This is a genomic window from Geobacillus sp. PK12, from assembly GCF_004123125.1.
GTDB lineage: Bacteria > Bacillota > Bacilli > Bacillales > Anoxybacillaceae > Geobacillus > Geobacillus zalihae.
Genome location: NZ_SDKL01000030.1, coordinates 1,186 through 20,363, shown reverse-complemented (window position 1 = coordinate 20,363; position 19,178 = coordinate 1,186). Strand labels below are relative to the sequence as shown.

Sequence of the window (19,178 nt, the reverse complement as noted above, 5' to 3'; positions counted from 1 at the left end):
CAGTTTTGTTGATATCTTACAGACCCAAGGTGCGCTCCTTTCTAGCTAAGATACTTCGATGAGCACTCTCGTTTCCCATTGTTCAATCACTTTTTCTCGGCTCGGCTGATGTTTCCAAACTGCTTTTTCGGTCAAGTCAAACATATGGGGATGCAAATCGTTCACTTCCAGTATACTCCATTCAGCAACCGGATTGTCATACTGAATGTCATTCCGTTAGTGTTGCTTGCACAGCTCCACAGGGAAAAGCGAAACTGCAACACTTCGCCAAAGGGAAACACCATTGAAAACACGGAAAGTTCATTGCTGAGGGCCTCACAGCTGAAGAGAGCAATTGGTGCAATGTTGCGGTGGCATTTCTCAAACAGGCGGCTGAAATCGAAAAAAAGCGCCCTTAGGAAATAACAATTGTACACAATCGCCTTCTCATTCCCGTCGAATGCTGTGGAGAAATTCCGCATCGATTACTTTCCTGTCATCGACAAGATCTAACAGTTCATCGTGCGGGCGAATCTCATCATTGCTGTCGGAATAATAAAGGGTGATATGCACTCCTTCTGATTGGGGCGATTTGTAACGCGGGCAAAAAATCACTGTCCCACGAATAAGGCAATTCGCGAATACAAAGCATTCCCTCCCGTCCATGGCAATGAATACAAAAGGAGCGGCGATGCCGCCCCCTCTCTTGACCTGCCATCCATCCGAACGGCAACGGTTATTCTAAATATCATTATAATTGGAAAAACGGTGCATGTAAATCCCTCAGTTGAGATGAACAGGCCATTCGCATCGAGCCAGTTGGCCCCGAGAAGCTTATGTCCCGTGCGTCAATCCATGCAAAAAGGCGGAGCGATTCGCCTTTTCTTTACCCAAAATAAAGCGATCATTACCCCCCCTGACAACAATGACCTACACTTCTTCCAGCTGAACCTGCTTGCAAATAATTTGCAGCAACGGCTCTGTATAATCAAAGGTATAGATACGAAAATGCTGAAATCCGCTTGAATCTGCTGCTGCATGTTCGAAGCGAATCATGGTAAACAAGCTGTCAAAATGGAGATCCTCCCTCGACATTCCTATGACTTCCTTCCTCATTGTGTACTCTACAGCCAAGCAATCCGTAAAATGCAACACGAATGTTCTATTTTCCTCTCTATTCTCCTGTACATCCCAATAATAGTCGATTGTGATAGACAAATCTAACGGATTGTTCCACTTGATATCCGTTATAATGCTATCTGTGAAGTCAAAATGGTCTTTGATTTCTTTATAGTTGTTGGCAATGATCATTTGACTCCCCCTCCTCTCCAGCATGAAAATGCCTCTTCTTTTCAGGAACACCGATCGTCACAACACCATCATGAAAACATTCGATTGCATACTCTCCATGTTGGCAAAGAATAAAAGTGTCTGACCCCACTGCCACCACATCATCAATAGCATGCAGAACTCTCTCTAATGTCGTCTGGATGCCAGGGTTATCAGAATAATTCCATAGCACAATCACATCGTAATGATCAATTCCCCTTTGCCGCAGCCAATCAACTACTTCCGATGCATGCTTTATGTGTTTCTTTTCCGATACCTTTTCCCAATCGATTCTCCCCCAAGGCAAGATCGGGAATCATGTGCACAAATAATCAAAATATGTTTCGGTTTCCCCGCTCGTTAACATCCTCAAGTTCTCATGGCCTATTGCATAAACACACTCTTCAAATAATGTCATGTTTGTCCCCCGCTTCTCGTTCGACACCACTGTATGTACTGTATATATTTTCATGTCTTTTCCACATGCATTGAACTCAACGTGAGCGCCACTCTACATTCCTTGCCTCAATAAGAATGATATTCACCCCATCGGATTCCCAAAAAATGAAAAACGACTGCAAACGCAGTCGTATCAAGGGGTTTACGAATGTTCATCCGAACTAGTCGGATCATTGGAACGGCCCCGAGAGGATTCGAACCTCCGACGCACGGTTTAGGAAACCGACGCTCTATCCACTGAGCTACGGGGCCATATGGCTCTCCTTTTTCATTCTATCCATCTGCGCCTAAAAATTCAATAGCTGATAGACAAACAAAATAGAGAACTCCACCCCCGATCTCTCCAAAGTTCGCTCTTCGTTCCCGGCAATTCAACCGCCGACGGCTTCTTTGCACGACGATCCATCCCCACCGATCGCTCCAATCCGCATCGATCAGCCGAATCCCTCTTCGTTCCGAGGCAATGGAATAGAACGTATAGGTGACGATTCGCAACATTCATCCCCTCTCAAAAACACCATCTTTACAGCCACACACCGCCATTGCCCCCGCATTTCTACGAGGCGCCCCGTCTGCACGGCAACGCGAAACGATGGGATTCGCCGCAGCCTTGAACCGCTGCTTCCCTGATCGCAGGCAAGACGACCTTCTCGCGCCACCGCCCTTGCAAACACCGCAACTTGATCAGCGTCCTTAGGGAGCACCATCCGCACGACGAACGGTTGGCCGTTTGTCATCATCAACATCCTTGGCCGAATCGTCCCCCACGTGGAAAGAACGGTTCCTCACGGAGGAAACCAACATAAGGAATACCATTCGTGAACATAAGGTCGAAATCCTGCATGAATGAAAAAATGGAGAGCTGGGGAAAGCTCTCCGTTTTTCGCTTGTGTGTTCCATCCAAGTCAATACGACGAAATCCCTGCCTTGGCATAAAGGCTCAACAAACATCAACTCGCTTAATCGGGAAAACCTCGAGCAACTAGGAAATCGGCCCCAAACGGCTTTTATTCAGGCACATACATTTTCTGCAGCGGAAGCAGCGCTCTCGCATCGCTGGGCATGTTCTCGTACCAATGGACAAGCAAGTTTACTAATTCTTCTAAATCAATCAGTTTCACGGAATTATGTTTGGCGACTGCCTCTGCATGGGACGTGAAACCGCCTGTTGAGACGAACAGGCAATTGGCATCAATCGGGTTGGCTCCGAGAAGCTGTTGGATTTCCGGAGCCGAGGCGGCGCTTTTGCGATGCTTCACTTGCACCTTAATTATGGGTTTTTCAAAGCCAAACGCATCCTTATAGGCGAGCACATCCACACCGCCGTCAGGGCCTTTCGGACTCACTTGCACGTTGTACCCCATCGCTTGAAGCAAGCCCGCCACTAAATCTTGCATTTGCCACGGATCAAGCTTGTCCACTTTGTCCTGGATCATCATCAACGCTTTTCCAACAAGGTCTTCGACGATTTCTTCCGTTTCCCCCTCTTCAGGTTGAGGTTTGGGGAATGGTTCACTGTGTAAACGCTGCTCGATTTCATCGCCCCATTCGTCCACTCGAAACACCGTCAGCGTCGAACCTAAACTGTTCTTCGCTCCGTCTGACAACGAATCCCTTGGAACTGTCGCATTTTCCCATTTTACCCGGATGAGGTTCGGATAATAGGGATGCCCGATGGCAGGATCGTAACGATGCTCTTCTGTCACGGTTCCAACAATGTACTCCCTTTTCTCTTTCGAATATGTGATCACACGATCGCCTTTTTTGATTTCATGGGCAAAACGCCATACTTGATTCACCCAGCTCGTTCTCGATTTTGGTTTTGACTCGGCGAACACTTCATCTGCCTTTCGCTGCAGCTGTTCTTTCGACCGAACGTTCTTCGGGTCGCCCAATCTTGCCCAACCGATCGATGCAATGCCCTTTTCCAGCCAAAGCGGAATGAGTTCATTGCGGTCGCCCGCGCGGATCATCCACCATTTTGACATCCAGCTTCCCCCAAATAACAAAATCCTTTTGTTTTAGGCAGTTTTCTGCAATAAAAACCTTTACTTTTTTCCTCCGCCGTTTCTTCATTTATCCAACTCCGCTAGACGGAATATTGCCATCCGAATAGACAATTTCTATCTTGATCCCCCACGCACCGCCCTCCTCAGTCTGTCAACTGTTTTCACTTCCCTAATTCCAGTCTATCTGTCACAAACGCTTCAACTCACCAAACACCCTATCCTTAATGTTCGTTGATGTAATGGATAATAAATCAATTTCCTTTGAAATAACTTCTTGAATTTTACCATATTTTTCTGAAGTTTTTTCATCATTTGGAACAGTTCTAAACATTCCGTTTTCAAGTTCATGATCAGTAAAGTTATCGCCATCGTATAAAGGCCAATAGAAAAACCAATGTTCAGAAACGCTCGGCGGTTTATCCCAATGTTCAAGGGTTGAATACATGTATTTACACAACGTCATCCTTGGTTCTTCTTCAAATGAGATTTCAACTGCATAGATTGGGTCGTTTTTCAACCCATTCCCCGACTGGCAAGGAGGGGCGGAATCTCTCTGATATAGCTTGATAAAAGATTGAATGAACCAGCCTCGATACTCTCGGTCCGATTTCCAACGCAAAAATTGCGGGATCACCGGAACAAATCCACATTCGACCGATTGACGGTCCATTTCCGCCAACAGTTTATCGACACTCTCGTACGTTTTTCGCACAACCTCAAAAGCGTTTTTTATGTTTTCTTGTACGCTAACAGAATTCATAATACCCCTCCTTTTCAATACGGTTGGCACTTAAATGAAAAAACTGTTCATCCATATAAAAATGAAAATAGAAGCAACGATCAACTAAAGGGTGGGCAAGGTTTTGAAAGCTTTGAAAACGATCAAATCCCTTTTTTTTCAATAAAGCCACCAAATCTCTCGGCATTAACCTTTCAAACTCATTCCATGTTTCACTTTTTTGCACGTACACCATTTGATGGAGCACTTCTTGCCACGATAAATACCCGAAATGAACACCGCTTGGCAGTTTTCCGTCCTCCCTCACCTTTTTAGCCATCATATTCACTTCTGGTTCCGTTCCTAATAAGAGCAAGAACTTTGGCGTTTGTCCTTTACCGTTTAATAAATCGCTTGCTTCTCGCTCCAATTGATCATCTGATGATAAAGGGCTATGATATTTCACTTCGATTCCTATGGTCAAATGATCCAATTCCAGCAAAACATCGATTTCGCTTCTTTCCCCCTTGACCCAAAAATTAACTTTATCCCCTATAAATTCGTCTTTTTGCGCCGCCAAACCGTTTATGAACACCGTTTGATCAGTTTGAGAAAAAAATACGGCCTTGCTGAAAATCGGCTGAATCCCTTTGTGAAAAGGGAGATAACGCAACGTGCCAAATACGTTCGCTGTCAACTGATCCTCAAGCCGCTCGCTTAAATTCGAACCGTCTGAAGATATTTTTCCATGTATTTCCGCTAACAAACTTTCTCCCCCTGGTCTCCATTCATACATCATCACTTACTGATTCCATTCTGAATAATCGGCGCGCAAATAAATTTTATAGTCGCTTATTTTCAAATTGTATTCTTTTAAAAGCTTAATGACTAAATTTCGGAATCCGTTGCTGCTCATGAGCACTCCAACAAAACCATCTCTCATAAAAAGCGGCTTCCACCACCAAATTTCTTTATCCTTTGAGCGTAATATCATCATCCAATATATGTGGAAGCGATTGTTTTATTTTTCCTCCCTTTCGATTCTCGACAAACCATTGATATCCTTTATCGCCGCCTTTAGCAGTTCTAGGATAGGAAATATTTTTTGGTTCATCACCAAAAGATGTACGTGACTTTTAAAGGCAAACATGATAGCAATGTTGCTCAAAGAGATGTGTGGTATAAAAAGGAAAAAGGCTGTTTTCGTTTTTATCATGGTCATCTTTCTTTGCCAAGTACATTTTGTGGTGAAGAGTCATTTTTCTCTTAAAATGGAAAGGATTTTGTTAAATCAGTCTTCTCTTGTGGAGAAATGTGACCGATTTGCTCTTGGCAGCCGTTTTTCACCGACCTTCTAACCTTTTGGGAAATTAGCGTTTCATGATGATAATTTTTTGCCTTGATTTTTCAGCTGCTTCCCGATCCGATAACTTCACCTGTTTAGTGCAACATACACAGATCTGCCGAGAATTTGGCTTAGGCCAACTTGACATGGATTGGGGGCGTGATAGATTTTTAGGGATAGCCAGCCCTTGATATTGCCAGCTTTTCCATCACGTCCTCAAAGATTCCATGTCATGTTGTCATTCTCTGCGCTTTCCCTTGCAAAATTCTGCACTTTTTCTTTGCAAAAAGCAGTTTTTTCTCTGAGCGGCTTCCTCTTGACTGGAAATCGAGGAGGGCCGCTGCTTTGTTTGAGTATGCCCAAATTGATGGAAGGCGTATGTCTAATTTTGTATAATCAACCCTCATGTAAATTCATGTTATTGATTTTGCTCATCCACAGTTAATTTTGTAATTTTGCTAAAATCGAGATTTTCATCAGCTCTTCGTTTCCCTTTTATAAAAGTCACATTGTAATAAAAATCTTCAAGCGGAATAAATAAGCCATTGGTTTCAGCAAATCCCTTTAGATCTTTATGTGTTCCATGTTCCCACGATATTACTTCCACATTAAACCCCTTTTTCTTGATTAGTTCCAGATCATTTAAAAATCCTTGACCTAACTTCTTTCCGGCTCCATCACCTGTCAACACAACGAATGTGTGATCATGTCCATCGTTTTTTACAGCTTCTCTAAACATCGAGACTTGAAGCGTTTGGTCAACCCCCACTTCTTTATTTGAAGCTGAACGTTCAAGTAACTCTAGCGTAACGCCTAACCGCCGAACGTGATCCCACAAGTTGGAATTTGGAGGGGGAATACTTCCTACAACATAAGCACTGCCAATCGGGCGATTCCTATGCGCCAACAAAAATAGATTCTTAAAATAGCTTCTAAATAATTTTTGATCTTCCTCTGGTTCAAACTCCTTCATGACATGGTTGCGCCCAACAATATGAATATTACTATTATCCCAAAAAATATGTACCTTGCACATAACATTCCTCCTTCTCTCTACTTACTTCGACAAAAGGAGGAATTTTCCTACATCGTTTTTTCGTCAAATTCCGACATTGATCAAGTTACGCGTTTTTATCACGGATTCAGGTATTTTATATCGTGCAACATGATCTCCAGTGCATCAATCCATGCACAAAGGCGGAGCGATCCGCCTTCCTTTAAACAATTCCCTCTTGAACCTCCAGTTGCGTTAGGGTGTATGATAAGGGAGAGACTAGCAAAAGAAAAAAGGAGGACAACTGTCATGGAGACGTATTCGATCGGCGAAATCGCCAAAAAGACAGGTGTATCCATCCGGACATTGCGGTATTATGATGAAATTGGACTGCTGCAGCCAACGAAAGATCCGTCATCAGGACATCGAATCTATACGGAAGAGGACATTCTTCAATTGCACAAAATTATGAGTTTGAAGTTTATTGGGCTTAGCTTGGAAGAGATTCGACAATATATTCACCAACCAACATACGACCTTACCTTAAAAGAAACGTTGATGCTGGAAAAAAACATGCTAGAACAGAAACGAAGACAGTTAGAAAGATCCATTCAAGCCATTGAATATGCCATCACCCTTTTAGAGGAAGAAGGAGAAATTGACAGCCTTCTCTTGATGAGCTTAATCCGCAGCATTCAAACAGAAGATGATCAAAAACGATTGATGACACATTACCTAGACCAAGAAACGGTTGATGCCATCTTCCATAATGAAGAACTCAAGCAAAAAGAGAACGAAATGATCAAATCCTATGCCCAATTCGTCAAACAAGTTCACGAACTGTACGGACTCCCCGCCGACCACCCTGACGTACAGCACATGATTGAAACGTTCCTGCGCTCTACTTTTGGTCTTTTGAGCTTGGAGACCGTTGAAAAGATTACCGAGCTACTTAACCAGAACCAATGGGATTCTTTTGAGTGGAAAGAAGAATGGGATGTTCTTAGTCCCCTCCCCTTTTCCAAAGAAGAGACGCAGTGGCTTGAACAAGCGATGGATGACTACATGCAACGTCTTGAGCACATGGGTATAGATATGAAGGAATCAAAGGAAGGAGAGAACAGTGGATATGAAAAATAGGATCGAAACGAAACAAGGCAGTCCAAAACCATTTTGGTATTTGCTCAAACAAGGAAAATTGAACAAATCGCTCATTGCTTTCGCCCTCATTCTTGGATTGATTGAAAGCGGGGCTGGGTTGATCATCCCCCTGTTTGCGAAAGACTTTATTGATCTCTTAGCCCATGGCGGAATGAAGTGGCAACAAATTTTTTGGCTCTTATCTGCTTTTCTCATTCAAACGGCGGCAGGCGGCATCTCGTTTTATCTCATGTCGTATGCCGGAGAAGCTCTAGTAGCCCAGATTCGAAGTCGATTATGGAACCACATCCTTCATTTGCCTGTTTCCTTTTTTGACCGCTATGAATCGGGGGAAACGATGAGCCGCATTACTCAAGATACAGCAGTCATCAAATTGCTTATTTCCAACCATCTCGTCACATTTTTTAGTGGCATCGTCTCTGTGATCGGTTCCATCATTTTACTGATTATGATTGATTGGCGAATTACTCTCTTTATCTTTTTGGCCGTTCCCGCTGCTATGCTCATCATCATGCCGTTGGGAAGAAAGATGCATCAAATTTCTTTGCGCACGCAAGATGAACTGGCCAAGTTTTCGGGACATCTTGGCCGGATCTTGCAAGATATCCGTCTCGTGAAATCTTATAACGGTCAACACATGGAAGCAGAAAAAGGAGATCAAGAGATCAAAAATTTAATGACCTTCGGTTTGAAAGAAGCGAAAGTCTATGCCGTCATCTCACCGATGATTGCCACCGTCATGATGCTCGTTGTCGTGATCATTGTCGGTTATGGCGGCGCCCAGGTTGCATCTGGGCATTTGACGGCGGGAGAGCTTGCGGCCATCATCATTTATATTTTTCAAATTGTCATGCCTTTCACTGCTACAGCTTCCTTTTTCACCACCTTTCAAAAAGCATTGGGGGCTACAGAGCGGATTAATGAAATCTTTCAAGAGCAACGGGAACTGCTGGGCTCACAAAAAGAACCCGACTTCAATCAAACATTGCAGTTCAAACATGTTTCCTTTTCTTATCATCAAGATAAACCGGTGCTAAAAGGCATTCATTTTACCATTGAGCCAGGCAAAATTTACGCTTTTGTTGGCCCCAGCGGCGGCGGAAAAACCACCATTTTTTCACTGATTGAACGCTTTTATCTGCCAGACGAGGGACAAATCTTGTTAGGAAACATACCTATCCATGAAATCGATTTACAAAAATGGCGACAAGCGATTGGCTACGTTTCTCAAGATATTCCCATTTTGTCAAGCACCATTCGAGAAAATATTTGTTATGGATTCGAAAGCATGCCTGAGCATGAAGAAATCGAACAGGCCGCTCGGCTGGCCAACGCTCACGAATTTATTCAAAAATTGCCGAATGGCTATGAAACAGAAGTCGGCGAACGAGGGATCAAGCTTTCAGGAGGGCAGAGACAACGTATTGCGATTGCTCGAGCCATCTTAAAAAACCCAAAACTCCTGCTATTAGATGAAGCCACTTCTAACTTGGACAGCGACTCAGAAAGCCTAGTGCAAGAAGCGCTGAAAAACGTGATGAAAGGTCGAACGACGTTGATTATTGCCCATCGGCTTTCTACCGTCACCGATGCAGACACGATCTTCGTTGTCGAAGACGGGCGCATTACTGGACAGGGAAACCATGAATTATTGCTGGCTACCCATCGTTTATATCAAAAGCTGGTCACCCATCAGTTTTCCCAAGGCAAAAGGTAATTAGGCAGCCATATACTCACCGACTTTCCAACTCACATTTCGCACCTTAACAAGAGGAAGAACAAAGGACTTTGTGAGCCACTGAACGCCAGCACCAGCAGGAGGCTGGCATTGAGAGTCCACCGCACCCAGCCGGTCAATCAATGGTGGAAGACCAAGATCTTACGAATGCGGATGTCCATAGGTGCAACCCTCTTTGCTCCCCTTGCGTGTCAAGGATTCATTCTGTGAAGCAACCATTCTTCCAAAAACAGGAGCTGAAACAATGAATCAGCTCCCCACTATAGGCAACACGTTCAATTTGATTGTATCAATTTTTGTAAAACATTGCCGTCGAACTTTGTCGACCGATCAAAAATACAAAAAGAGCGGTGCGATGCCGCTCTCTTTTCTACACCGATGGCGAAGCGATGAAAACTCGCAACGCTTCCGCTTTGAAGCTCATTTTTTATCAACTCCTATTTCTCTAAGTGTGCAATACACTAGCGCCCTGTTGCTGCTCGGGAATGTGCTCTTGGATGTCTCAAAGATTTTGCATTCAACCGGGTCAATTCATAATGTGATGCTAAGACAAAGCAGAAGCCCGCTTGGCTTCTGTTTTGTCCCCACCTTCAACGGCTTAAGGCTCGTAACATAAACCGCTCGACATCATTCTCCGGTCCGATGAATTCCACGTCTGTTCCGATGGCTTGGAAGTGTTTGCGGGCGAAGGCAATTTTCGCTGCTTCACCGGGACGCAGTTCGTCCTCCCATTCCTGTCCTTTCGTCTCGAGGACGAAGTACAGTTTTTCCTCTCCATCCTTTTCGATGACAAGCGCCCAGTCGGGATTGTAGGAGCCGATCGGTGTGTCAATTTTAAACCAACTCGGCAGTTTGACGTACACTTTTACGTTCTCATCGTGTTCAAAACGTTTGGCGAACCGCTCTTCCACATCGGAATCGTAAAGGATATGGTCAAACGGCGATTTTTCGCTCGGGATGGCGTTGTCGTTCAAATAGGCGAGCAGCTCTTCGTTTTGGAACAGTTCGACCGCGTAATACGCATCATCACCAATTTTGTAATATTTCACGCCATCTTTCAGCAACAGCCTCATTTGGCGCTGGATGATGTTTGCCACTTCTTCAATAAACTTCTGCGGATTGTTTTTGAAATCATCGAGCCGTTTGCAGCCGGTTAAGATGCGGACAATCGTCTTGCGTGTTAAATTCGTGCGGTTTTGCAGCTCCGTGATGACATCCGGAAGCGTATGGTGCAAGCTCACGTAATCCTCCACTTTTTCGCTGACCACCTGAGCCTGTACGCCTGTCACATGATCAATTTCCACCCGTCCTTTCCGGCTGACAATGCGGATTTTTTCAATGGGCTTCATTTCCTGAATGGCGGCGATGCACAAGTCAATGAGCTGTTCGCTGTCAAAATCGACCGAATAGACGGTTTTGTATTTGATTTTGTCCCACAATTGCCGAAACTCTTCTTGATTGAGAACCGCCATATTGACATGGACTTTTTTCTTTTTCGTCCCATCTTTGATCGGCAATGCTTGCAAACGGCGTTTGATCTCTTTCACGATGGACGACCGCCACGGCTGGAATTCGTCGCCTAAACGGAGGTCGTAGTCTTCAATGGCCTGCTTGAGCTTTTCCGTTGCTTTGCCCTGTTTGTCAATATAGCCGTTTTGTTTTAATTCCTCATACAGCTTCAATGATAAATCATAACCCATTTGCACCGGCTCGTCCGTCGCCTCGTCCAAATAGATGAGTTTCGCAAAGACATGCTTTTCAATTTTGCCGAACCGAATGCCCGTATCCTCTTCAATCTCTTTTTGCAACGTAGCGACGAATTCTTCATACGACTCATTCGCCATCACCGTTAATATGTTGACATGATCGTCATGCACCCGCTCTCCGTTTTGATCGACAGCCAACCGCAATCCGCGCCCGATTTCCTGGCGCCTCGATACGTACGTGCCGGAGGAGTCTTTCAACGTGCAAATTTGGAAGACGTTCGGGTTGTCCCATCCTTCACGGAGCGCGGAATGGGAGAAAATGAAGCGGAGCGGCTCATCGAGGCTGAGCAGCCGTTCTTTGTCTCTCATAATAAGGTTGTATACATCCGTATCCGCCTCTGTATTTCCTTTTGTATCTTTCAACCGTCCTCTTTTATCTTGGGCAAAATATCCGTTATGCACCTTCTCGATATCTTGGTCAATGCCCGGATCTTCCCAGAGGGGACGGTATTTCGGCTTTTGCATTAAGTTCCGATACTCTTCTTCAAACATCACCGCATATTTTCCTTTGATTGTATTGCCGTTTTGATCATAATCACGGTAATGAGCGACTTTGTCGATGAAGAACAGACTTAATACTTTAATCCCGCGCGGGCGAAGCCACAATTCTTTATTTAAATGCTCTTCAATCGTTTTGCGGATTTGATACCGCTTGATGTCATCGTCATCGACATCCCCAATCGCCTCGCCCACCCTGAGTCGATAGCCGTTGATTTCAACCGCTTCATTTCCTTCCGTCCAATCGATTTGCTCGACGATATAGCCGCGGTACAGTTCGCGCTCCCCCGAAACGTCATACAAGTCATCGCCGTATTTGACCGTTTTCGTCGTTCGCTTCACCTTTCCGCGCGATTCGACATCGAGCTCAAGTTTCGCTTTCCGCTCTTTCACCTCGACAAGTTTGATGTACGGCACATTGAACGACGGCTCAGAGCGGACAGACATGACCTCAATTTTTTTCACAAGCTTTTGATTGTACGCATCGACCGCATCGAGGCGATATATCATATTGTATTTATCCACATGCGTCGCCGAGTAGCGCAGCGTACAAAGCGGGTTCAGCGACGCAATCGCTTCCCTCGACTTCGGCGTCGTATCGACGCTTTGCGGTTCGTCGATGATGACAATCGGATTCGTCTGTTGGATAAATTCAATCGGGCGGTATCCGTTTAGACGGTCGTTCGGCCGATGAATGACGTTCGCTTTATCTTCTTTTTCTGGATCTTCAAAGCTTTTGCGGAACGCATCGATATTGATGATCATAATTTGAATCGTTGTCGCCGTCGCAAAATTGCGGACTTGATCAAGCTTCTGCGAGTCGTAAATAAAGTACTCAACCGGCGTGCGGTCGTACAGTTCTTCAAAATGGTCGCGGGTGATTTGCAGTGTTTTATACACCCCTTCACGAATTGCCACTGACGGGACGACGATAACAAATTTTGTAAACCCATAATGTTTATGGAGCTCATAAATCGTCCGCAAATATACGTACGTCTTTCCTGTTCCGGTCTCCATTTCAATCGTAAAATGCATGCCATCGAGCCGTTCGCTGCGTGGCAGTCCGTTTCTCACCTGGATGTCTTGGACGTTTTTTAAAATTTCCTCAGGCGTCAGGTCAAGCCGATTCCCGACGCCTAAGTCCGTTTGAAGCATTCCCGCATCAGGGCCGTACGAAACGGTGAAGTTCGACTGACTCAGTTCCTGTCCTTTGAAAATATGCACCACCGACTCAATCGCGCGCCGTTGGTAGTCCAAATCCGCGTGAAACTTCAGCTTCATCGGTTATACACTCCTCACATCCGTGATGCCGTGCTTTTTCAATGTTTGCAAGGCATTCGTTTTCACCGCGTCGCTCATAAAGCCGGATTCTTTCAAAATAACTTTCGGCGGCATATGCTCAGAACGGTGTTTCAACATCTCCTGAACAAGGTCAAGATCGATTTCGTCTTCCAAGCAAATAAGTACGGAACCATAGGCAACGTTGTAAATCGTTTTGCCGCGGCAGTCGATTTCCTCAATCGGCACCGTCAACGGCAGCCCGATTTTCAGTAAAATCTCATACAACAAATCTTCTTTCGTCCGATCTTCCTTAATATTGTTTTGCAAGTCGAAAAGGTCCCGCTCGAGGTTTTCAAAATCCGGATCCCATTCTTTAATATTGGAAGAATCGAGCTTAAACACTTTAAAGCCGATATCCAAATCCGTCTTCCCGGTTTCTTGAACGATCTTCTCCCCCGCACGGCGGATGCGTTCCTTGCCGATTTCGCAAATGTTTTTATATCCCGCTTTATACGCATCGGACGTTTCATCCGTTTTTTCCGGCAGCTGAACCATAATAAACTTCCGATTGCCGCCATCCTCCGCATTTAACTGCATGACTGCATGGGCAGTTGTGGCGGAGCCGGAGAAGAAGTCTAATATTATATCATTCTCCCTTGTTGATAACTCTAAAATTCTCTTCATCAACTTTACTGGTTTAGGATAATCCATCACTGACTGGTCTTCAAATAATTCTTTTAATTCTTTTTTTGCATCTTGTGAGTGCGATACCTCTTGATGCGTCCATACAGTCAATGGAGTAATAGTAGATTTTACTTCACTTAAAAAACGCTTTAAACGTGGAACGCTATCACCATCCTTACCAAACCAGATACGATTATCAGCTAAAAGTTCGGCAAACCTCTCCTTGGTTACTCTCCAGCAATATCCTTTAGGCGGATAAACGACTCGTCCACTTGGTGTAACGATTTCATAAATTTTTTCTGGCACAGGCGGCCCAACTGATAAATCTCCTGATGTCCAAGGACCACGTGGGTCATTGTCGGGATTGGAATAACGGGTGTCAGCTTCCTGGCTACGCGGTAATCCATACCAAGATAGAAAATCAGTTTGTTTTGCATAACACAAAACAAAATCGTGATTACGAGAAGCAAACTTATTCATATTAACAGGGGCAAAAGCTCTTTGCCAAATAAATATTGTTATAAAATTGACTTCACCAAATATCTCGTCGCATATTTTTTTCAGGTTTGATACCTCCGTATCATCAATACTTATAAATATAACCCCATCCTCCCGCAACAAATTCCTCGCCAACTTCAACCGCGGGTACATCATATTCAACCAATCGGTATGGTAGCGCCCGTTTGTCTCCGTATTTGCCTTAGTCGTTTGCTGCGTGATTTCTTTGTAATTTCGGATATTGTCGCGAAAGTCGTCTTTGTACACAAAGTCTTTCCCCGTATTGTACGGCGGGTCGATGTAAATCATTTTGATTTTGCCGAAATACGATTTTTGCAATAGTTTCAGTACTTCCAAGTTGTCGCCTTCGATATACAAGTTTTCCGTTGTCTCCCAGTTTTTGCTTGATGCTTTGTCCGGCCGCAAGGTGCCAGTGGACGGCGTTTGGGCGAGTTTCATCGCTTGTGTTTTGCCGTGCCAGGTGAATTCGTACTTTTCGTTGCGCGTTTCGATCTCTTCGCCGAGAACAAGCTTCAATTTGTCAAAATCGATTTTCCCCTCCGTGACAACTTCTGGGAATAGTTGCTTTAACGCTTCAATGTTTGTTTTGACAAGGTCGAGCGATTTTCCATCCAGTTTCTCCATCGTGCTGCTCCTTTCCGCGCAATTGTTGCTTCCATTGTTCGATTTGCTTCGTTAGCTGTTGAATTTTCATATGGTATTCTACTTTTCGATTAAACTGTGTTTCTTTTTTGATTTCGTTTTTCCATTTTGCGATTTCGACTTCCGCCTGTTCGATTTGCGCGACGAGCTGTTTGGATTGTTCATCAGCGGCGATGTAAAAGGCGCCGATCGCTTTGGCGTGCTGGAACGCCTGCACCGCCAGATGGATGTCTTGATAAAACCGAAAAAAGTTGGCGAACGACAGCTTCGTCATATGGACGGCGCGAAGAAACTGCTTGACCGTCTCGTCAGCATGATCGAGTGAAAACCACGGCGTATACGCCCATTCTTCGGCCACGGTTTTGGTTCGGTCGTTTTTGTTCAGCCGCTTTCGGCATGTTCCAATTCGAACGTTTCCTTCTTTTTCAAACACGATAACGGTCGGATTGGGCACTGTTTTTTGGATGATTTCCCCGATCACGGAAACGTGCGCATCCTTTGATTCCGTGCGCAGCCGAACGGTGATAAACATGACCCCTTCGTAATGGTAGTCGTCGTTGACGAACGGCTGAATGTTGATGACCCTTGAGGTCAACAAGTATGTCAACTCGATCCGCTCGATGTCTTTCGTCATATAGTCCTTTTCTTTTTTCGTCAAATCCGCATAGTCGTAAAACATTTTTTTGTCAAGCTTTTTATGCAACGGGCGGACGCGCTCGTCCAGTCCTATTGTAGCATAAAATGCGGATGCGGCCATGATCCTCACCCTTTAATGATCAAATACGAAACGATCTCAAAATCTTGCAAGCTCGTGTTGGCGTTCGTCACGAAGGCGTCCAAGTTCCCTAGGCTGAAGATGTTGAGCATCAATTGCTGATCCATCTTGCCGACGATCTCTTCCACCGCTTTTTCCAGCAGGGCCTTGTATCGCCCCATGTCTTTTCCGTTTTTCGTCTCTTGGTAAAACGCCTTGTACAAGCCCCATTCGACGTCTTTTTTGCCGTTGCAAAGCGAGCGATACAGGTCCAACATTTTCTTGACATGCCCAGGATGGTACAACACCGTGCCGTCTTTGCGGACATACACCAAATAATAGGGATGAAGCGCGTTTTGTTCATGCGCAGATGCCATCGGCGCCGTTTGTTTTAGGCAGAAAATGACGCCTGGCTGAATTTCGTCTTTCAGTTTTTCATTTTGATTAGCGGTAATGCTGAACAGTCCAAACGGCGCCCGCTCGAGCTCTTCTTTATGTTCCTTCATGAAATTCAACAAATCCATCCGGAAGTCGTCTAAATAAATATCCCGCTTATAAATTCACGATACCGAGCCGCCGTACACCACCAAATACATATCCATCCCTTTTCTGCGCGCAGAAAAATCTTTTTGCTCCCATACAAACACATACATAAAAACAGCCAACTCTCCATAATAGGGAGCTGGCTGCTCTTTTTCCTCTCAACGAGGTCAGCTTAAAAAAATCTTGAAAAGAATTTTTTGTGTGATTAAAGAGAGATGCTTCAATCCTCTAAACAAGACCTGCTTTAAAAAAGGTTTATGAACCGTTTCATTCACATCAAAGCGGAAGCGTTTCAATCCTCTGAACGAGGCCAGCTTTTAAAAAGAGCACCTTCATTTTACCATGATTCTCTAGGGCGGCAAGGTGCTTTTTTGCACAATCCTGCGAATCTCTTGAAATTGAAAAGTAAGTAATGTTATGTTGATTGGAAGATTGGCTCGTGACCTGTTCTCGAAAAAACACTTTTTGGCCACGAAATAGGAGAATTGTCTTTTTTACTTGCCTGATTGGCTGGCTCGATGATAGCACATATATTCGCTTTTATGAATCAAAAACTTCCCGATTCATCTCCCCCCTTGCCTTCGTTTCAAGGAGAGAGACTCTTCGGGACAACGTTAAACTACCTGCAGCGCCTGCCACACATCCGCTTTCAGATCATCGATATGCTCGATGCCGACCGAGAATCTCACGAAGTTGGACGGAATCCCAGCTGTCTTCATCTGCTCCTCGGTCATCACTCCTTCCCACATCGCTGCTGTATGCACCACAAGGGAATCGACGCCACCCAAACTCACCGCGTTAGGCGGCAGTTTCAATGCAGAAACGAAGCGCTGAGTTTCTTCATAGCCACCTTTAATGGCAAAGGCAATGACTGCTCCGAACCCTTTCATCTGACGTTTTGCCAACTCGTGTTGCGGATGGCTAGGAAGACCTGGATAATATACACGCTCTACCTGTGGCTGCTGCTCTAAAAACTCAGCCAGGGCTAAAGCGTTGGCATTAATGCGTTCCATCCGTATCGGAAGCGTACGCAGACCGCGCAATAATAGCCATGCATCCATTGGCGAGAGGACCGAACCGATGGAAATATGCGTATGCCAAATACGCTCGGCTAACTCCTCGCTGGTGCAGATGACACCAGCTGTCAAATCATGGTGTCCCCCCAAATATTTTGTTGCGCTGTGAATAACGATATCGACACCTAGATCATGAGGCCGCTGATTGATCGGCGATGCGAAGGTGTTATCGGCCACGACGATAATTCCATGCGGGCGCGCCAACTCCACCACAGCAGCCAAATCCGTCAACACCAAAGTCGGATTGGCAGGCGTCTCGACCATGATGAGCTTTGTGTTAGGCCGTATCGCTTCTGCAAAGGCGTTGATGTCCGCTTGTTCGACCAGAGTCACTTCCACGCCAAACCGCGGCAGCATCTCATCCATAATCTTGGCGGTGCTCATATAATGCCGCGTTTGGGCAATCACATGATCTCCCGCGCTGACTAGAGCTAGAATGGCCGTGGCAATTGCCCCCATCCCGGAGCCAGTTACCAGTGCGGTTTCTGTACCTTCCAGTTCAGCCATAATCTTCGCAACGCGCTCATGCAATGGATTGCCGTAGCGCGTATAATACCGAGAATGGCGGGGTGTTCCCGCCATTTCTGCGAATTCACGGGAATTATGCGCACGAAACGTAGCTGTGTAATAGATGGGCGGAGCCACCGTCCCATCATCGGTGACCCAATCATCGCCATGGACAACCAAGGTTTCAGTTCGAAGTCCTTCAAGATTCATTTTCTCACGATTATCACGTTTGTCCATCTATTCTCTCTCCTTTGCTTCTCTAGATACCCGGCTCGACAAGAGTTCTTGATAAAAATAGTTGGTATCGGTCAAAAAAATCAATCTTTATGACAAAGAATTTTATTACCCTTTTCTCGAAGACTACATAACAAAATGATCGATGAAACAATTTATGTATGCTGGCTTGTTTATGAACCTCTTTTATTTTGATTTGTCTGGATTTATCTTTTATAGACAGAATTTTTGTTTATTTCAGAACTTAATAGATATTATATAATTTTTTTTTAAAAAAGTAAACCTATGATTTTGATTTTGATAAAGTTGCCAACTATAAAAACGTCCTTGCATGGGGTTGTTTCCTTAAGGAATACATGTGATACGCGAGCCCATCGCCAGTGCCGCGAGTTGGCGTACGGCGCGATATCCCGTAAATGATCATTTCCAGCTTGGCATAAGAACAAACAGCAAAGCATAGCGGAACTCCTATATTGCTTCTTGTTGCTAAGATGTGTTATTGTTTCAATCCTTTAATGAAGTCTTCCTTTATTTAAAAAGCCCCTCCATTTTGCCATTGATTTTCTAGAGATACAAGGAGCATTCCCGTTAGGAGCTTTTCCGGGGACTTGATCAAAAAAAGCCCTCTTGGTATGATGCAGGGGTGTCAACCACATCACTCACCATACCAAGGAGGACTTCAGATGAATTGTACACAAAACTATAAAATTGATCAAGTCACCGAACAAACGCTTGTCGTGGGTATTGATATCGCGAAACGAACCCACTACGCCTGCTTCGTGGATGACCGGGGGCGCGTGCTTCGCAAGTCGTTCACGATCTTCCAGTCGAAAGAGGGGTTTCAGCAGCTGTATAAAGCGATTCAGGAGGCGATGCAAGCGTTCGGGAAGTCAGAGGCGATCGTCGCCGTGGAGCCGACCGGGCACTACTGGTTGAACCTGG

Annotated in this window: 15 protein-coding genes, 1 tRNA gene and 1 pseudogene (1 of these 17 running past the window's edge); 4 read left to right on the top strand and 13 right to left on the bottom strand. The window is 44.9% G+C overall.

Annotation, left to right across the window (positions count from 1 at the left end; translation table 11 throughout):
- Positions 1 to 909 precede the first annotated feature (909 nt).
- From ETR37_RS11010 to ETR37_RS10970, 8 genes are all read right to left on the bottom strand, one after another.
- Positions 910 to 1,290 (bottom strand): hypothetical protein, encoded by a 381-nt coding sequence (locus ETR37_RS11010; protein ID WP_050488640.1) that lies wholly within the window; start codon positions 1,288 to 1,290, stop codon positions 910 to 912.
- Positions 1,268 to 1,615 (bottom strand): CDI toxin immunity protein, encoded by a 348-nt coding sequence (locus ETR37_RS11005; protein WP_020755101.1) that lies wholly within the window; start codon positions 1,613 to 1,615, stop codon positions 1,268 to 1,270. Before ETR37_RS11005 ends, ETR37_RS11010 begins: the two co-directional genes overlap by 23 nt.
- A 331-nt stretch (positions 1,616 to 1,946) precedes the next feature.
- Positions 1,947 to 2,019: transfer RNA gene (locus ETR37_RS11000), tRNA-Arg, on the bottom strand.
- A 755-nt stretch (positions 2,020 to 2,774) separates the two neighbouring features.
- Entirely contained in the window at positions 2,775 to 3,755 is a 981-nt protein-coding gene (locus ETR37_RS10990) for a restriction endonuclease (RefSeq protein ID WP_129447259.1), read from the bottom strand.
- On the bottom strand, positions 3,715 to 3,843 hold the full coding sequence (locus tag ETR37_RS20010; protein WP_255411656.1) for a hypothetical protein: 129 nt from the start codon (positions 3,841 to 3,843) through the stop codon (positions 3,715 to 3,717). The genes ETR37_RS10990 and ETR37_RS20010 overlap by 41 nt, the downstream gene beginning before the upstream one ends.
- Positions 3,844 to 3,963: 120 nt before the next feature.
- Positions 3,964 to 4,536: a hypothetical protein gene (locus ETR37_RS10985; RefSeq protein WP_074044782.1), complete on the bottom strand. Its 573-nt coding sequence runs from the start codon at positions 4,534 to 4,536 to the stop codon at positions 3,964 to 3,966.
- Positions 4,523 to 5,260, bottom strand: a complete 738-nt coding sequence (locus ETR37_RS10980; protein ID WP_129447258.1) for a hypothetical protein — start codon at positions 5,258 to 5,260, stop codon at positions 4,523 to 4,525. Before ETR37_RS10980 ends, ETR37_RS10985 begins: the two co-directional genes overlap by 14 nt.
- A gap of 997 nt (positions 5,261 to 6,257) precedes the next feature.
- Positions 6,258 to 6,875 carry an NYN domain-containing protein gene (locus ETR37_RS10970; protein ID WP_129447256.1) on the bottom strand — a complete coding sequence of 206 codons (618 nt, stop codon included), beginning with the start codon at positions 6,873 to 6,875 and terminating at the stop codon, positions 6,258 to 6,260.
- A 267-nt stretch (positions 6,876 to 7,142) separates the two neighbouring features.
- Here ETR37_RS10970 and ETR37_RS10965 point away from each other — a divergent pair, with 267 nt between their 5' ends.
- From ETR37_RS10965 to ETR37_RS19375, 3 genes are all read left to right on the top strand, one after another.
- Complete coding sequence (locus ETR37_RS10965; protein ID WP_033004934.1) at positions 7,143 to 7,973, top strand: MerR family transcriptional regulator; 831 nt, start codon at positions 7,143 to 7,145, stop codon at positions 7,971 to 7,973.
- On the top strand, positions 7,963 to 9,711 hold the full coding sequence (locus ETR37_RS10960) for an ABC transporter ATP-binding protein (protein ID WP_033004936.1): 1,749 nt from the start codon (positions 7,963 to 7,965) through the stop codon (positions 9,709 to 9,711). Before ETR37_RS10965 ends, ETR37_RS10960 begins: the two co-directional genes overlap by 11 nt.
- A gap of 184 nt (positions 9,712 to 9,895) precedes the next feature.
- Positions 9,896 to 10,348, top strand: coding sequence for a hypothetical protein (locus ETR37_RS19375; RefSeq protein ID WP_205728144.1), 453 nt, complete (start codon positions 9,896 to 9,898; stop codon positions 10,346 to 10,348).
- Here ETR37_RS19375 and ETR37_RS10955 read toward each other — a convergent pair.
- From ETR37_RS10955 to ETR37_RS10935, 5 genes are all read right to left on the bottom strand, one after another.
- Positions 10,323 to 13,277: a type III restriction-modification system endonuclease gene (locus tag ETR37_RS10955; protein WP_129447254.1), complete on the bottom strand. Its 2,955-nt coding sequence runs from the start codon at positions 13,275 to 13,277 to the stop codon at positions 10,323 to 10,325. The two genes, ETR37_RS19375 and ETR37_RS10955, sit on opposite strands and share 26 nt — an antisense overlap.
- A 3-nt stretch (positions 13,278 to 13,280) precedes the next feature.
- Positions 13,281 to 15,104: a site-specific DNA-methyltransferase gene (locus ETR37_RS10950; RefSeq protein WP_060787980.1), complete on the bottom strand. Its 1,824-nt coding sequence runs from the start codon at positions 15,102 to 15,104 to the stop codon at positions 13,281 to 13,283.
- Complete coding sequence (locus ETR37_RS10945; protein WP_060787981.1) at positions 15,055 to 15,879, bottom strand: DUF4391 domain-containing protein; 825 nt, start codon at positions 15,877 to 15,879, stop codon at positions 15,055 to 15,057. Before ETR37_RS10945 ends, ETR37_RS10950 begins: the two co-directional genes overlap by 50 nt.
- 5 nt (positions 15,880 to 15,884) lie before the next feature.
- The gene (locus tag ETR37_RS10940; RefSeq protein ID WP_223810898.1) at positions 15,885 to 16,391 is read right to left on the bottom strand and encodes a hypothetical protein; all 507 of its coding nucleotides are present in this window, start codon (positions 16,389 to 16,391) and stop codon (positions 15,885 to 15,887) included.
- Positions 16,392 to 17,033: 642 nt separating this feature from the next.
- Positions 17,034 to 18,239, bottom strand: a complete 1,206-nt coding sequence (locus ETR37_RS10935; protein ID WP_015374550.1) for a trans-sulfuration enzyme family protein — start codon at positions 18,237 to 18,239, stop codon at positions 17,034 to 17,036.
- Positions 18,240 to 18,919: 680 nt separating this feature from the next.
- Here ETR37_RS10935 and ETR37_RS10930 point away from each other — a divergent pair.
- Positions 18,920 to 19,178 (top strand): annotated as a pseudogene (locus tag ETR37_RS10930) (IS110 family transposase) (it continues 798 nt past the right edge of the window).

Excerpts from the sequence above, each read along its gene's own strand:
- ETR37_RS10990 (WP_129447259.1), bottom strand. The coding sequence starts at position 3,755 with ATGTCAAAATGGTGGATGATCCGCGCGGGCGACCGCAATGAACTCATT.
- ETR37_RS10945 (WP_060787981.1), bottom strand. The coding sequence starts at position 15,879 with ATGGCCGCATCCGCATTTTATGCTACAATAGGACTGGACGAGCGCGTC.
- ETR37_RS11010 (WP_050488640.1), bottom strand. The coding sequence starts at position 1,290 with ATGATCATTGCCAACAACTATAAAGAAATCAAAGACCATTTTGACTTC.
- ETR37_RS10965 (WP_033004934.1), top strand. The coding sequence starts at position 7,143 with ATGGAGACGTATTCGATCGGCGAAATCGCCAAAAAGACAGGTGTATCC.
- ETR37_RS10935 (WP_015374550.1), bottom strand. The coding sequence starts at position 18,239 with ATGGACAAACGTGATAATCGTGAGAAAATGAATCTTGAAGGACTTCGA.
- ETR37_RS10950 (WP_060787980.1), bottom strand. The coding sequence starts at position 15,104 with ATGGAGAAACTGGATGGAAAATCGCTCGACCTTGTCAAAACAAACATT.
- ETR37_RS10970 (WP_129447256.1), bottom strand. The coding sequence starts at position 6,875 with ATGTGCAAGGTACATATTTTTTGGGATAATAGTAATATTCATATTGTT.
- ETR37_RS10955 (WP_129447254.1), bottom strand. The coding sequence starts at position 13,277 with ATGAAGCTGAAGTTTCACGCGGATTTGGACTACCAACGGCGCGCGATT.
- ETR37_RS10985 (WP_074044782.1), bottom strand. The coding sequence starts at position 4,536 with ATGAATTCTGTTAGCGTACAAGAAAACATAAAAAACGCTTTTGAGGTT.
- ETR37_RS20010 (WP_255411656.1), bottom strand. The coding sequence starts at position 3,843 with ATGAAGAAACGGCGGAGGAAAAAAGTAAAGGTTTTTATTGCAGAAAAC.
- ETR37_RS10960 (WP_033004936.1), top strand. The coding sequence starts at position 7,963 with ATGAAAAATAGGATCGAAACGAAACAAGGCAGTCCAAAACCATTTTGG.